Origin of the sequence: Lacihabitans sp. CS3-21, assembly GCF_024343675.1 — a bacterium.
Taxonomy (GTDB): Bacteria; Bacteroidota; Bacteroidia; order Cytophagales; family Spirosomataceae; genus Leadbetterella.
The window spans coordinates 18598-32106 of record NZ_RJUD01000116.1; the positions used below are offsets into that span (position 1 = coordinate 18598).

Genomic DNA, 13509 nt, shown 5'->3' on the forward strand with positions numbered 1-13509 from the left:
ATTAATTCAATTTTGCATCTGCAACAAGTTCACTCACAAACGATTGTTGAGTTGCCTTGTCTGAAAGTTCTTTACGGATTACTTTTTCAGCAATCTCTATCGATAAAGAAGCTACGTCTTTCTTTATTTGGCTCATCATTTTAACCCTTTCTTGGGTCATCACTTCACGAGCATCTTCCATTATTTTGTTTCCTTGCTCAACAGCTCTGTCTTTGGCTTCAGCCACCATTTTATCAGCCGCTTCTTTAGCTTCTTTGATAATTAGGTCTCTTTCTCTTTTAGCTTCAGCAACAAGCTTGTCGTTATCAGACTTCAATTTGGCCATTTCTGCCCTTGTTTCCTCTGCCATACGCAAAGCTCCTTCTATGTCTCCTTCTCTTTCTTTTAAAGCAGAAAGAATACCTTTCCACGCAAACTTCCAGAGAATAAAAACTAAAAGACCAAATACCACCAATTGCCAAAAAATAAGACCTGGACTCGGATTCAACAATGAATTACCTTCTAATAAAATCATTTTGTAAACAATTATAAAATTAAAAATTTTAATACTTTAAAACTTCCCAACATTAACACCTAATGTGAATAATGTTGGGAATTTAAGATTTCTTTAAAACGGCTTAAGCCATTTTGAAAGAGATCAAAAGACAAATTACAGCAGCAAATAGAGCCACAGCCTCGATCAAGGCAGCGATGATGATCATCATTGACTGGATTTTTCCAGCTGCTTCTGGTTGACGTGCAACACCTTCCATAGCACTTCCACCGATTCTACCGATACCAAGACCAGCACCAATGGCAGCTAAACCTGCTCCAATACCTGCACCCATAACAGCAAGACCTTTACCGTCTGCTACTGCTTGTAAAATAATGTTCAATAAAGACATAATTTTATTTTTTTATTTTCTCCTCCCCTCAGAAGATGATTTGTAATTGACCTCTTTATAGGGGAATAAAGAGGAATATTTTTATCAGTGATGTTCTTCTGCGTGGTGCTCTTCTATGGCACTTCCGATATACATCGATGTAAGTAAGGTAAATATAAAAGCTTGCAAAAACGCCACAAGTAATTCTATAGCACTCATGAACAAAGCGAATATACTAATTGCTGGTGCAACTGCCCAACTTTTGAAAATGAAAATCAAACCAAATAAACTCAACATAATGATGTGACCCGCAGTGATGTTGGCGAAAAGTCGAATCATCAATGAAAGTGGCTTCATCAACACACCTACAATTTCCACTGGAATCATAATAAACCACATCCATTTCGGTGTATCTGGCAATAGAATGTGTTTCCAGTAATATTTATTTGCACTTAGATTGGTAATCAAAAAAGTAATAACTGCTAATACCAATGTGATCGCAATGTTACCTGTGAGGTTCGCACCGCCTGGCAATAAGCCTAAAAGGTTATTAATAAATATGAAGAAAAATAAGGTCAATAAATAAGGAAAATATTTTCCGTAGTTTTTACCGATGGATGGTTTCACTACCTCATCTCTCATGTAAACTATTAAGGGCTCAAGGAATGACTGAATGCCTTTTGGAGCTTTACCTTTATTTTTTACATAACCTCTAGAAACTGAGGTAAATATCAATATTAATATTATAGCACCCAACATCAAGGTTGCTACATTTTTGGTAATAGAGAAATCCATAGGATGAACTGTCTCGTTCACTGTTCCGTCTGCATTTAATCTAACGATATGCTCATGCTCGTTTTTGTAGTCGTTGTAAACTTGACCATGGTCCAATTTACTAGAAGAAAACATTTCCAAACCTCTGTCTGCTGTGTAGAGAATTATAGGCAAAGGAAGTTTTACGCCATGTGTAAATTCCCAACCGTGTTCATCAGCTATGTGGTGCATAATCATACCACCAATATCAAAAGTCTCTTCTTCATGCGAAGCCGCAGGAGCGGGTGCATGCTCATCAGTGTGCTGCGAAATAGCAGGCGAAATGCCTAAAACAATACAAAAAACTAAGGAATAAATGTATTTAAACATATGTAGTACTTTAATGAACGCTGTTTTAATATATGCTGTTTTCAAAAACGACGCAATTTACTAAGTAAAGTTGAAATTTCAAAAATTGTAAAAAATAAATATAATACAAAAACATTAACGACGAACAGATTCTGGTTTTCCTTGTACATGTACAATCCAAATCCAATAAAAACCAAAAGCAAAATAAACCTTAAAACTACCGATGCGAGGTAAAATTGAACAAAATTTTCTCGTTTGTTGGCCATTCCTTGCTCAACTAACATTTTTATAAGAAAATCTAGTGCTACAAAAAAAGCAAAGATGACCCATATTTTAGAATGTAAAAAATGCTGCCATGGAGAAAGTTTAACTAAAAATAGTACAATAAATAAAATGATACTCAAAGCATATTTTTTAAAAATCATAGAAGTGCATTTTAAAATTTATAAAATGAAAAATAACCAAATTTTATATTGATTTTCTTTCAATAAACCAAAGTACAAAACTAATCATGCGGAGAGATTGAATATGAAATTTTTAAATTTAATTTTTTAAAGAACCTATTTAAAAAAATAAGCAAGAGGGTTCAATTGTTTTGTACTAAACCAAGATGCTGACTTTTTGAGAAAAATAAATCAATTTGCCTTACTTTTTTTTTCTACATTTGTAGCCCCAAAAATAAACGATTAAAAAAGTTAATTAAATAGAATTTGGAAACCAAGGTTCAAAACGATGTAACACAAGTTTGGCGTGACTGCCTCGCCGTAATACGTGAGAATGTGACTGAGCAGAGCTATAAAACTTGGTTTGAACCTATCATTCCTTATAAATTAATTAACAAGCGTCTTATTATTCAGGTGCCAAGTCAGTTTTTCTATGAATGGCTCGAAGACAATTATGTAAAAATCCTTAGAAAAGCTTTGGACTATGCCATTGGCAAAGACGGCCAATTGGAATATACCATTATAATAGACCGTGGTGCTCCGAAACCAGCGTCAAATCCCACAAATGGGAATCATCAACACAAAGCCCAGTCTGCTCCTCCAGCAGCTGCTCCGACGCAAAAAAATCCTTTCGACCTCAAAGCATTTAATGAAAAACAAATTGAGTCATTCTTAAATAAAAGTTACGGTTTCGAAAACTTTGTGGAAGGTGACTGCAATCGTTTGGCAAGAGCCGCCAGTTTTGCAGTTGCACAAAAGCCAAGTACGACCTCTTTTAATCCATTGATGATTTATGGTGGTGTGGGTTTGGGTAAAACGCACTTAGTACAAGCAATAGGCAACTACATAGAGAAACAATCAGAAAATACTAAAATTGTACTTTATGTATCTTCTGAGAAGTTCACTAGCCAGTTTATCAACGCCATTAGGGAAAACAGCCTACAGGATTTTATGGCTTTCTATATGAGAGTGGATGTTTTAATCTTGGACGACGTGCAGTTTTTGTCAGGAAAAGAAAAAACACAAGAAACTTTCTTCCATATATTTAATCACTTGCACCAAACTGGTAAGCAAATAGTGATGACTTCTGATAGACCTCCAAGAGAATTGTCGGGCATGGAGGATAGATTACTTTCGAGATTTAAATGGGGTTTGACAGCAGATATTCAAGCTCCTGACCTTGAAACGAGAATAGCCATTATTCAAAATAAGGTAGAAGAAGAAAATGCCGTAATGGATGAAGAAGTAATAGAGTATTTGGCTCACTGCATAGATTCTAATGTTAGAGAATTAGAAGGTGTTGTAATTTCACTTATTGCTGATTCGTCGCTAACCCGTAGGAAAATAAATTTGGACATGGCCAAGTTTAGGGTGAAAAGTATAGTAGAAGAAAATCAAAAGGTGATTTCGATTGATAAAATTATTGAGGTAGTGACCGATTATTTTAGAATAAAAGTCACTGATATCAAAGGTAAAACCAGACTAAGAGAGGTTGTTTTGCCGAGACAAATAGCGATGTATTTGGCCAAAGAATTCACGACACTTTCGCTAAAAGCCATTGGTTATCATTTTGGTGGAAGAGACCACAGCACAGTGATACATGCCATTCAGACTGTAAATGACCTGATAGACTTCGATAGAGATGTTGCAGGACATGTGAAGGAACTTAAGGACGGTTTTAAGAAGTAAGTTTCTTATTAATTTCCAAAACTTGAGGAATTAACAGACTATTTTCATCATTATTTATTACAAAATCAGCCATTTCCAGGAATTCTTGCTCTGTTTTCTGATTGGATATTACCTTTTCAATTTCTGATTTATCTCGGTGTGAATCTCTTTTCAAAAGTCTTTTTATCCTTAAATCTTTTGGGCTATTAACCACAATAATCTTATCAAGGCCAGCATTTCGGTTCATGATCGCCGCTTCTTTTATTACGAACGGAACATTTTGCACCAGCACCCAATCTTCGAAATCTTGCCTGACCCTGGGATGAACAATCTGGTTGAGCTTTTTTAACAATTCTTCATTTTGAAACACTGCTTTGGAGACAAAAACCTTATTATACTTACCTTCTAAACTATATGCTTCTTCACCAAGTATTTCCTTTATTTCAGAAATTATTACAGCATTATTCTCTATTAGCCATTTTGCTCTTTGATCAGACGCATAAACTGGTATTCCCAACACGGAAAACAGCTTGGCAACCAAACTTTTTCCCGAACCTATACCACCGGTAATGCCTACTTTGAGCATATTTCAGAATAAGTTTTTTGTTTTTTTGCAAAATATCTCCAAACTATCGAAAAATTACTGAGTTTTTTTAAAGCTCCATAAGAACCCTTGCGTTTTTTGGTCAAATACGGAATCATGGCGTAAAAACCAAAATGAGCTTTTGCTACAGCAATAAAATCTTGCACATTACCCTCTTTTAGGAATTTCAAGGACGAAATTCCATCTAAAATCAACCTGAGGAAGATTATGGGGAAAAGTTTATGTCTTGGCAAGTTTTTAAACAACATAGCCAAGTTATTTCTAAAATTGAGGTAAGTTTTTAATGGATTGGTTTTGTTCAGTGTACCTCCACCAACGTGGTAAACTGTAGAATTGGGTTCGTATTGAATAGTGAAACCAGCATTATGAATTCGCCAACAGAGGTCAATTTCTTCCATATGAGCGAAAAAACGCTCATCAAATCCGCCTAATTCTTTAAAAACCTTGGCCTTAACAAAAAAACAGGCACCTGTAGCCCAAAAAATATCCGTAGGAGTTTGATATTGACCGCGGTCTTTTTCTAAGGTGTCGAAAACTCTTCCTCTACAAAAGGCATAACCATACTTATCTAAAAAACCTCCCCCAGCTCCGGCATATTCAAAATGGTCTCTTTTATTATAATCTAAAATCTTTGGCTGAATGGCCGCAAGATTAGGATTTTCGGCAGCTCTATTCAATATGGGAACTAGCCAATTGGGTGTAACTTCCACATCGGAGTTGAGCAGAACAAAATTTTCATTGAAAATTTGAGCCAAACCATGGTTGTATCCTCCCGCAAATCCATAATTCTTCTTGTTGCAAATGACTTGTATCTGCGGGCAATGGCTACTTAAAAAACTAAGCGAATTATCTGTGGAGGCATTGTCTATTACTATGACATCAGCCTCGGGGCTGTTTTCAATAACTTTAGGCAAGAATTGCTCAAGAAATCCAGCACCATTATAATTGAGAATGACAACTGCGGTATCTTTCAAAACTACTTATTGAAAATATTTCCTAAATCGAAGCCTGGAATTTTTGGCATCATGCCTTCGGTTACTTTGCTCATTTCGGTTTTTACTTTTTCGTCAATATCAGCCAGAGCTTTATTGGCTGCAGCTACGATTAAGTCTTGCACCATTTTGGCATCAGTTGGACTCAGCAATTCAGGCTCAATTTCGATATTCAATAGCTCTTTTTTACCATTTACAGTAACCTTTACCATTCCCCCACCCGACTCGGCTTCTGTTACAATTTCACCTAATTTTTCTTGGGCTTCAAGCATTTTGGCTTGCATATCCTTTACTTTGCCCATCATTCCCATCATATCTAACATCGACATAAGCTTTTCTTTTTTGCAAAAATAAGATATATACCAAATAAATTCTTGGATTTCATTAAATTTAACCTTTCAAACAAAAAATATGTCTTACAGAATACAAGCTTCATCTTTTATGAAATATTTAGCATTTCTACTTTTGGTTTCTTTTCAAGTTACTGCTCAAACTAAAAACCTCAAAAAACACATTGCATATTTGGCCTCTGACGAACTAGAAGGAAGAGGAACAGGCACTCCTGCCGAAACCAAGGCTGGCGATTACATCATCGGTCAGTTCAAAAAAATAGGATTGAAACCATTAGGGGAAAATGGCAATTACAGACAATTATTTGCTGCGAAAAAAGGAATTCCACCAAATATTACCCAAGTAAATGCCAACAATATTTTAGGTTGGGTAGACAACGGAAAGACAGAATCTATCATCATTGGTGCCCATTATGACCACCTTGGAATGGGCGACCAAGGCAGTTCTTTGATGGCGAACTCCAATGGGCAGGTTCACAATGGAGCAGACGATAATGCATCAGGCGTAGCCGGAATGATAGAATTGGCCAGATTTTATGCAAAAAATAAGGTCACAGAAAATTACAATTTTATCTTTTTGGCTTTTTCTGGGGAAGAGCTAGGCTTGATGGGTTCAAAATATCTTTTAGACAATGCAACATTTGATTTAAAAAACATCAATTGCATGGTAAATCTGGACATGATTGGCAGATACAGAGAAGACAAAGGCGTGAGTATTGGAGGAATTGGCACAAGTAAGTTTTGGGAAGCAAACGCCTCCAAATTGGCCTCAGAAATGAATATCAAACATACGCTAGACTCAGCTGGAATAGGGCCATCAGACCACACTTCGTTTTATTTGAAGGATATTCCAGTATTATTTTTGTTTACGGGGGCACATCAAGAATATCATAAACCAACTGATGACGCCAATTTGATTAATTATGAGGGAGAAGCATTGCTTTTAGATTATATCAAAAAGATGGTTGAAAAACTGAATGCAAGTCCAAAAATTGATTTTAAGAAAACTTCTAACCCGCATTCAGCAGCCACAAAAAGTACTTTCAAAGTAACTATGGGTGTAATTCCTGATTATTCATTTGATGGAGTAGGTCTAAAATTAGACGGAGCATCTGAAGGTAGACCGGGAGAAAAAGCTGGGCTAAAAGCTGGAGATATTATTACTAAAATAGGCGAACACGACATAAAGGACGTTTATGGTTATATGGCGGCTTTAGGTAAATTTGAAAAAGGTCAAACCGTACCTGTGATTGTAAACAGAAAAGGAGAAATATTAACTTTAAGCTTAACATTTTAAAAAAATGCACAACAAAAAAACATTGGTGCTTGGGGCTACCACAAAACCTGGAAGATATGCTTTAATGGCTGCTGAAAGATTGCTTCAGAAAGGACATTCCATTGAACTATTCGGACAAAGTGAAGGCGAGGTAGGCGGCGTAAATATCAAAACCAAAATAGAGGATATAGATAAAGACATCGATACGGTAACCGTATATTTAAGCGAGAAAAATCAACAACAATACGAGGATTTCCTATTAAAAATGAAACCTAAAAGAGTCATTTTTAATCCAGGAGCTGAGAATTTTGAATTAGAAACAAAACTCGAAGCCCAAGGAACAGAAGTACTGGAAGCCTGCACGCTTGTGATGTTAGGAACTGGGCAGTACTAAGAATAGTGCCTATTTTATTTTCACGTCACCGAAGTTAGAGATAATCAATATCTTGGTTTCGGTGTTCGTAGTTGTACCTATTTTACCTTGGTAGGAATTTGATGTTTTCGGCTTGAAACCATTCTTTTTACCATCCGCTTCAGAATTCTTGAAAAAGTGGACCATTAAGGCAGGATCAACCCAAAAACTACCATTAGAGGTTTTTATATCGAAAACGCCGTTGAATTTTTGGCTTATTGGTAGATCGATGTTCGAATAATTTGAGAAAATTTCCAGCTTTTTCACTTTTTCATCAATGTTTTCAATGGTGAAGTTTTTAGAGAAATTGACATTCAATTTAACCGCTTCTTTGATATTGCCAAAGACTCCACCTGAGTAGTTCATGACACCTTCTATATCCTCTAAATACTTGGCTTTCAGGCTTCCATGATTATTTTTCATGTTAACATTTCGCATTTCTCCCATATTCACTGCTGTGAAGTTTGAATTAATATCTCCGCCATGTAAGGCTTTTATGTTGGCTATGCCATAATTCAAGTTTATTTTGGAGTATGGATTGGAGATTTTGGCTGCCTGAAGGGTACAATAATTTAGATTTAAAGTCAATGGTGCAGAAAAGTCAGGAAGAACAACTTCTCCAAAACTATTGGAAATTACCAATTCTAAGTTTTTAGGAATGTAAATGTCATAATCAATTTTGAAACTTGATTTTTTGTCTTTATTCCAAGAATTCATGTTATAGTTTTCTTTTTTAATGGAGGTAAAGACTTTTATTAAATCATGGCTTCGTGTACCGCTTACATTTATGGATTCTATGAATTCTTCTAACTGACCTGAAGTAGGTGCATTGGCCGTAACTTGCACATTTACGCTAATGCTTTTTTGGTTAGAAAAATACACTTTAACATCTCCAAACTGGTTTACAATTTCCAGTCTTTCAATCCCAGTGGAAGAATAATTAAAATTAAACTCTTTCCTTTTTTCAATTAAAGGACTTTCGTGGGCATCGGCAAAACCGAAACACGTTATACTGATAATTAAATAACTAATATAGGCTTTCATCTTAAAGTATTTCATGTTTGTTAACATCTACGGCAATGGCGGTCTGTTGGTTGAGCAGTTCAATCTGCCATTTAAGGTTTTGTACCATGGCCTCAAATAATTGGTCGTGATTAGGATTATGTGGCAGCTGAGACTTCAGATATTCAAAGTTTTTCTGTAAGTCTGACAAGTCACCTAAAAATGCTTTTTGCAGTTCTGGATTTTTCTCAATCAAGTCCTCCAAGTTTTTCTTTTTCTCACTAACAGCTTCGGTGTAAGTGACTAATGTAGGTTCTGAGTTGATCATTTTATCTTGTTTCGAAGCAAAAACTTCTTCTTTGGAATATTTTCCAAACCAAAACCCTACACCCAAACAAATAATTATGCCAGCAGCTATTCTCAAAATTTTACTGTTAAGCCAAATTGTTGGTTTAGGTTTTTGGGGCAATTTCTTTTCTAATTTTGCCCATAAGTTTGGAGATACTTCCTCCTCAAACTTCTCTCTGTTTCTATTTATAAACTCTTCTAATTTCATTGTGTTACTTTTAAAAGTTCCAACAGTTTTGACTTCCCTCTTATATATTGACTCCTAGAAGTCACCTCGCTAATTCCTAAAATACTACCTATTTCTTGGTGATCGTAACCCTCAAACAAATATAGATTTAGCACCAATTTAAATCCATTTGGTAAACTACTCATGGCCTTTTTTACTTTTTCAATGGTCTCCATTTTCTCCTCAAAATCATCTTCGTCTTCATCTCCGAAGGTTGCCTCCAACTTGTCGTCTATTTCTTCTAGAACTACTTTTCGGCTTCTTAGTTTTGCAATAGACTTATTTACTACAATAGATTTTAACCAGGCTCCAAAAGTAGCATCGCCCCTAAACATTCCTATTTTTAGAAATCCGTCCAAAAACGACTCTTGAATCACATCTTCAGCCTCTTCCCTGTCCCCTACTATCCGCAAAGCCGTATTAAACATGGCTTTTATATATAAATTATAAATCTCACGCTGAGCCACAGGATTGCCCACCTTGCAAAGCTCCACGAGCTCAGTTGTCTTATCTTTTATATATTCGTGACTCAAACTAGGATTGTTTCGTTTAAAGATGACCGCAAAATAGAAAAGTTGCAAGTTTCATCAAAAAAAAGAGAGACAAGGTTAAGCTTATCTCTCTTTTATGAAATCAAAAACACTAAATTTTAGTTTTTGCCGCTACTTCCAACACCCGCAGCCTCATTCTTTTTGGCTTCCTGCATTGGATTCGGACCTTGTGGTCCAAATGAACGTTGTTTCATCAATTGGAACTTGGTTGGAGCTTCTGGCTCTTTTGGAAAACTGTTGTTTGAACCATCGATATCGGCAATTTCCATATATGGATCCAACTTAAACTTCTCCACTTTTTTCTTTGTAGGAATAGTTTTGGTGATTTCAACATCATTTAATCTCCAGATTTCGGCTGGATATCTAAAGTCTTCTGTAGTGCCATCTTCGTAAACTGCTTGGACGATTACTGGCATCACCAAACCACCTTTGTTCTTGATTTTTAGAACATAATAATTCATTCCTGATTCCAGAAGTTTTTGATCGTCAGCAGAAAGCGACGACTTGTATGCCTCATATCTCTTTTTATCAGCTTCGGTCACTGCGTATCTGTCATAAGAATTGTAGAAATCTTTCATAGATGGATCGGCCTCCACTACTGATTTTTCAATATCGGTTTTATCACGCATTTTACTCATAGTTTTACCTTTGGCTTCTTCCATTTTACGAGTTTCAGCTTTCGTAATTTCCGGATTTTGTGTATCCAAGGCATACCATTGAACTTCCGCCAAATCTTGATCTACCGGCTCAACAGTGTAGAACCAGCCTTTCCAGAACCAATCCAAGTCTACACCGGAAGCGTCTTCCATAGTACGGAAAAAGTCAGCAGGCATAGGACTCTTGAAGGCCCAACGACGGGCATATTCTTTGAAAGCAGCATCAAAAAGCTCTCTTCCCATAATGGTTTCACGAAGCATATTCAATCCAGTAGCTGGTTTTGCGTAAGCATTTGGCCCAAAAGCCATGATATTGTCTGAAGAACTCATGATAGGCACTTGCTGGGTTTTGTCCGTTTTCATGTAAGGCACAATGTCTTGTGGCTCGCCTCTACGTGCTGGATAGTCTTTGTCCCACTCTTTTTCGGCCAAATATTGGCAAAAAGTATTCAAACCTTCGTCCATCCATGTCCACTGTCTTTCGTCGGTATTTACAATCATTGGGAAGAAATTGTGGCCTACTTCGTGGATAATTACACCAATCATACCGTATTTTGTACCTTCAGAATACGTTCCATCTGCTTCAGGTCTACCACCATTAAAGCTGATCATGGGATATTCCATACCGCCGCCACGGGTAGCATGACATGAGATAGCCACAGGATAAGGATATTCTATAGTATGTTGACCATAAGAACGCAGTGTATGTTCTACAACACGCGTAGAGTATTTTTCCCAAAGTGGATTTCCTTCTTTGGAATAAAACGACATGCTCCATATCTTCTTTCCGTTTCCATAAACATCGGTTTGCATAGCATCCCAGATAAATCTACGTGAAGAAGCGAATGCAAAATCTCTAACTTTTTTCGCTGTAAAAATCCAAGTTTGTTTATTGGTGCTTTTGAATTTCATTCTTTCTTCTGCCTCTGCTTGTGTTGCCAGAATTACAGGCGTTTTAGAAGTGGATGCGTCCTTCATTCTTTGTTGCTGCACTTTGGACAACACTTTGGTGTAGTTTTGGCACTCACCTGTTGCTCCCAAAATATGATCATCAGGAACCGTTATTTCTACTTTATAATCGCCAAAAGGTAACGTAAACTCTCCTTGACCTAAAAACTGCTTGTTTTGCCATCCACTTACGTCGTCATATACACACATACGAGGAAACCAATGGGCTATGAAATAGTTGTAGTTGCCATCTTTTTCGAAAAACTCATAGCCCGAACGACCATAGTATTCGGTAATGTTGTATTCCCACTCAATCTTGATAGAAGTAGCAATAGTAGGTTTTAATGAAACCGGAATATCCACACGCATCATAGTACCGTTAATGGTATAGGGAATATTAGCACCTTTTAAATCTTTCACAGATTTTATCTTGTAGCCATATTCTTTTTCGGCAGTTATAGTGGTGTTAACAGAGCTTGGTGAATTCATACCATTGAGCTGCGTGCTACTCATTTGTGGATTCACTCCGCCAGTTTTTCCTAATGCATTTATTGAGTTTTTCTGAAATAAATTCTGGTCTAACTGTAGCCATAGGTAACGCAAATCATCTGTAGAGAAATTGGTATAAGTTATTATCTCAGAGCCAATTATGCGTTGATTTACGTCATCCAGCTCTGCTTTGATATCGTAATCTGCTTTGTTTTGGAAATAATCCTTTCCTGGAGCACCAGACGCAGTACGAAAAGTGTTGGGAGTAGGCAAAGTTCCGCCTAATTGTTCAAACCTAGTGTTAGCGTTGTAAGAAGTCCCTGAAGGGCCTTGGGCAACAACGACTGCGGTTGAAAATAAGAACGAAAAAGCCAAAAAGAGTTTTTTCATAATTGGTTTATTGATTAAGTGAATACATAATGCGAAAATATCATTTATAAATTTATTTAACAATGACCTGATGAATTAAATGACCTTTTTATAGACAAAAAATACATTTTCAATTGATTTTGCTAAAATACTTTAATTAAAAACAAAAAAGTACGAATGCCATTTCGAAATGCACTTTTTGGTTTAAATTTGAGTTTTGAAATAAAAGCTATTTTATGCCTGGAATATTAGATTTGATTGGAAATACACCACTTGCTGAATTAAGTAGACTTAGTCCAAACCCCAACGTAAAGATTTTTGCGAAACTGGAAGGAAACAATCCTGGCGGAAGCGTAAAGGACCGACCAGCACTGAATATGATTAAGAGTGCATTGGAGCGTGGAGACTTAAAACCAGGCATGAAACTTATTGAAGCCACTAGTGGAAACACGGGCATAGCTTTGGCGATGATTGCTTGTTTATATAATATTGAAATAGAGCTCATTATGCCTTCCAACTCCACCAAAGAACGTGTGGATACCATGGAAGCTTATGGTGCAAAGGTGATTTTATTAGAAAACATTGAAGCCTGTAGAGACTATGCTGAAGAAAAATCACAAACTGATGAATATTTACAATTGAACCAGTTTGCCAATCCTGATAATTATCTGGCCCATTATAAAACCACAGGCCCTGAAATATGGAGAGATACGGATCAGAAAATCACGCATTTCGTGGCTTCGATGGGTACTACGGGTACTATTATGGGCACCTCAATGTATTTAAAAGAACAAAATCCTGACATTCAAATAGTTGGATGTCAACCTACCGAAGGTTCATCCATACCTGGCATAAGACGCTGGCCAGTGGAGTATTTACCAAAAATATTTGACCCAAGCCGTGTGGATAGAATTTTTGATATCTCACAAGAAGAATCTACCATTATGGCCAGAGAATTGGCTAAAAAAGAGGCCATTTTCGGAGGAATGAGTTCTGGGGGTCAAGCCGCAGCTGCAATAAAATTGGCTAAAGAAATAGATTCTGGCCTTATCGTATTTATCTGTTGCGACCGTGGTGATAGATATTTGAGCAGTGATTTGTTTGGGTGATTTTTTTGGCACACGGATGAAACAACTGGTTGGCCTTTAACACACAAGTATCGCTGATTTTAATGGATTTTTAGTTTACTG

General features: G+C 36.6%; 14 protein-coding genes. 4 read left to right on the forward strand and 10 right to left on the reverse strand.

The features are described 5' to 3' along the window. Window position 1: 1 nt before the first annotated feature. From atpF to atpB, 3 genes are all read right to left on the reverse strand, one after another. The gene (atpF, locus tag EGI24_RS21455) at window positions 2–514 is read right to left on the reverse strand and encodes a F0F1 ATP synthase subunit B (protein WP_255050692.1); all 513 of its coding nucleotides are present in this window, start codon (window positions 512–514) and stop codon (window positions 2–4) included. A 103-nt stretch (window positions 515–617) separates the two neighbouring features. After that, window positions 618–884, reverse strand: a complete 267-nt coding sequence (atpE, locus tag EGI24_RS21460; RefSeq protein WP_255050693.1) for an ATP synthase F0 subunit C — start codon at window positions 882–884, stop codon at window positions 618–620. 84 nt (window positions 885–968) lie between these two features. Further along, window positions 969–2006, reverse strand: a complete 1038-nt coding sequence (gene atpB, locus EGI24_RS21465; protein ID WP_255050694.1) for a F0F1 ATP synthase subunit A — start codon at window positions 2004–2006, stop codon at window positions 969–971. 689 nt (window positions 2007–2695) lie between these two features. On the opposite strand from atpB, the gene dnaA reads away from it, so the two are divergent. Then, entirely contained in the window at window positions 2696–4117 is a 1422-nt protein-coding gene (dnaA, locus tag EGI24_RS21470) for a chromosomal replication initiator protein DnaA (RefSeq protein ID WP_255050695.1), read from the forward strand. Here dnaA and coaE read toward each other — a convergent pair. The 3 genes from coaE to EGI24_RS21485 are packed head-to-tail and all read right to left on the reverse strand — an operon-like array spanning window position 4107 to window position 6021. Beyond that, entirely contained in the window at window positions 4107–4682 is a 576-nt protein-coding gene (gene coaE / locus EGI24_RS21475) for a dephospho-CoA kinase (RefSeq protein ID WP_255050696.1), read from the reverse strand. The two genes, dnaA and coaE, sit on opposite strands and share 11 nt — an antisense overlap. After that, window positions 4670–5674 (reverse strand): glycosyltransferase family 2 protein, encoded by a 1005-nt coding sequence (locus EGI24_RS21480; protein ID WP_255050697.1) that lies wholly within the window; start codon window positions 5672–5674, stop codon window positions 4670–4672. The genes coaE and EGI24_RS21480 overlap by 13 nt, the downstream gene beginning before the upstream one ends. A gap of 2 nt (window positions 5675–5676) precedes the next feature. Continuing rightward, window positions 5677–6021, reverse strand: a complete 345-nt coding sequence (locus EGI24_RS21485; RefSeq protein WP_255050698.1) for a YbaB/EbfC family nucleoid-associated protein — start codon at window positions 6019–6021, stop codon at window positions 5677–5679. Window positions 6022–6103: 82 nt separating this feature from the next. On the opposite strand from EGI24_RS21485, the gene EGI24_RS21490 reads away from it, so the two are divergent. Together EGI24_RS21490 and EGI24_RS21495 are read left to right on the forward strand one after the other, a co-directional pair. Next, window positions 6104–7339, forward strand: a complete 1236-nt coding sequence (locus EGI24_RS21490) for a M20/M25/M40 family metallo-hydrolase (RefSeq protein ID WP_255050699.1) — start codon at window positions 6104–6106, stop codon at window positions 7337–7339. 4 nt (window positions 7340–7343) lie between these two features. Continuing rightward, window positions 7344–7712, forward strand: a complete 369-nt coding sequence (locus tag EGI24_RS21495; protein ID WP_255050700.1) for a CoA-binding protein — start codon at window positions 7344–7346, stop codon at window positions 7710–7712. A 9-nt stretch (window positions 7713–7721) separates the two neighbouring features. Here the strand turns inward: EGI24_RS21495 and EGI24_RS21500 are convergent, their stop codons facing one another. The 4 genes from EGI24_RS21500 to EGI24_RS21515 form a co-directional block, all read right to left on the reverse strand. Continuing rightward, complete coding sequence (locus EGI24_RS21500) at window positions 7722–8789, reverse strand: hypothetical protein (protein ID WP_255050701.1); 1068 nt, start codon at window positions 8787–8789, stop codon at window positions 7722–7724. Then, complete coding sequence (locus EGI24_RS21505; protein WP_255050702.1) at window positions 8776–9288, reverse strand: hypothetical protein; 513 nt, start codon at window positions 9286–9288, stop codon at window positions 8776–8778. The genes EGI24_RS21500 and EGI24_RS21505 overlap by 14 nt, the downstream gene beginning before the upstream one ends. Next, window positions 9285–9839: an RNA polymerase sigma factor gene (locus tag EGI24_RS21510; protein WP_255050703.1), complete on the reverse strand. Its 555-nt coding sequence runs from the start codon at window positions 9837–9839 to the stop codon at window positions 9285–9287. The genes EGI24_RS21505 and EGI24_RS21510 overlap by 4 nt, the downstream gene beginning before the upstream one ends. 116 nt (window positions 9840–9955) lie before the next feature. Further along, a complete protein-coding gene (locus EGI24_RS21515; protein WP_255050704.1) occupies window positions 9956–12340 on the reverse strand; it encodes a M1 family metallopeptidase in 2385 nt (794 codons plus the stop codon). A gap of 215 nt (window positions 12341–12555) precedes the next feature. Between EGI24_RS21515 and cysM the strand changes: the two genes are divergently transcribed. Then, window positions 12556–13428 (forward strand): cysteine synthase CysM, encoded by an 873-nt coding sequence (cysM, locus tag EGI24_RS21520; RefSeq protein ID WP_255050705.1) that lies wholly within the window; start codon window positions 12556–12558, stop codon window positions 13426–13428. Window positions 13429–13509 lie beyond the last annotated feature (81 nt).

Bases quoted from the DNA above. Each gene is read 5' to 3' on its own strand.
- atpF (WP_255050692.1), bottom strand. From the start codon at position 514: ATGATTTTATTAGAAGGTAATTCATTGTTGAATCCGAGTCCAGGTCTT.
- atpE (WP_255050693.1), bottom strand. From the start codon at position 884: ATGTCTTTATTGAACATTATTTTACAAGCAGTAGCAGACGGTAAAGGT.
- atpB (WP_255050694.1), bottom strand. From the start codon at position 2,006: ATGTTTAAATACATTTATTCCTTAGTTTTTTGTATTGTTTTAGGCATT.
- coaE (WP_255050696.1), bottom strand. From the start codon at position 4,682: ATGCTCAAAGTAGGCATTACCGGTGGTATAGGTTCGGGAAAAAGTTTG.
- EGI24_RS21485 (WP_255050698.1), bottom strand. From the start codon at position 6,021: ATGTCGATGTTAGATATGATGGGAATGATGGGCAAAGTAAAGGATATG.
- EGI24_RS21490 (WP_255050699.1), top strand. From the start codon at position 6,104: ATGTCTTACAGAATACAAGCTTCATCTTTTATGAAATATTTAGCATTT.
- EGI24_RS21495 (WP_255050700.1), top strand. From the start codon at position 7,344: ATGCACAACAAAAAAACATTGGTGCTTGGGGCTACCACAAAACCTGGA.
- EGI24_RS21500 (WP_255050701.1), bottom strand. From the start codon at position 8,789: ATGAAATACTTTAAGATGAAAGCCTATATTAGTTATTTAATTATCAGT.
- EGI24_RS21505 (WP_255050702.1), bottom strand. From the start codon at position 9,288: ATGAAATTAGAAGAGTTTATAAATAGAAACAGAGAGAAGTTTGAGGAG.
- EGI24_RS21515 (WP_255050704.1), bottom strand. From the start codon at position 12,340: ATGAAAAAACTCTTTTTGGCTTTTTCGTTCTTATTTTCAACCGCAGTC.
- cysM (WP_255050705.1), top strand. From the start codon at position 12,556: ATGCCTGGAATATTAGATTTGATTGGAAATACACCACTTGCTGAATTA.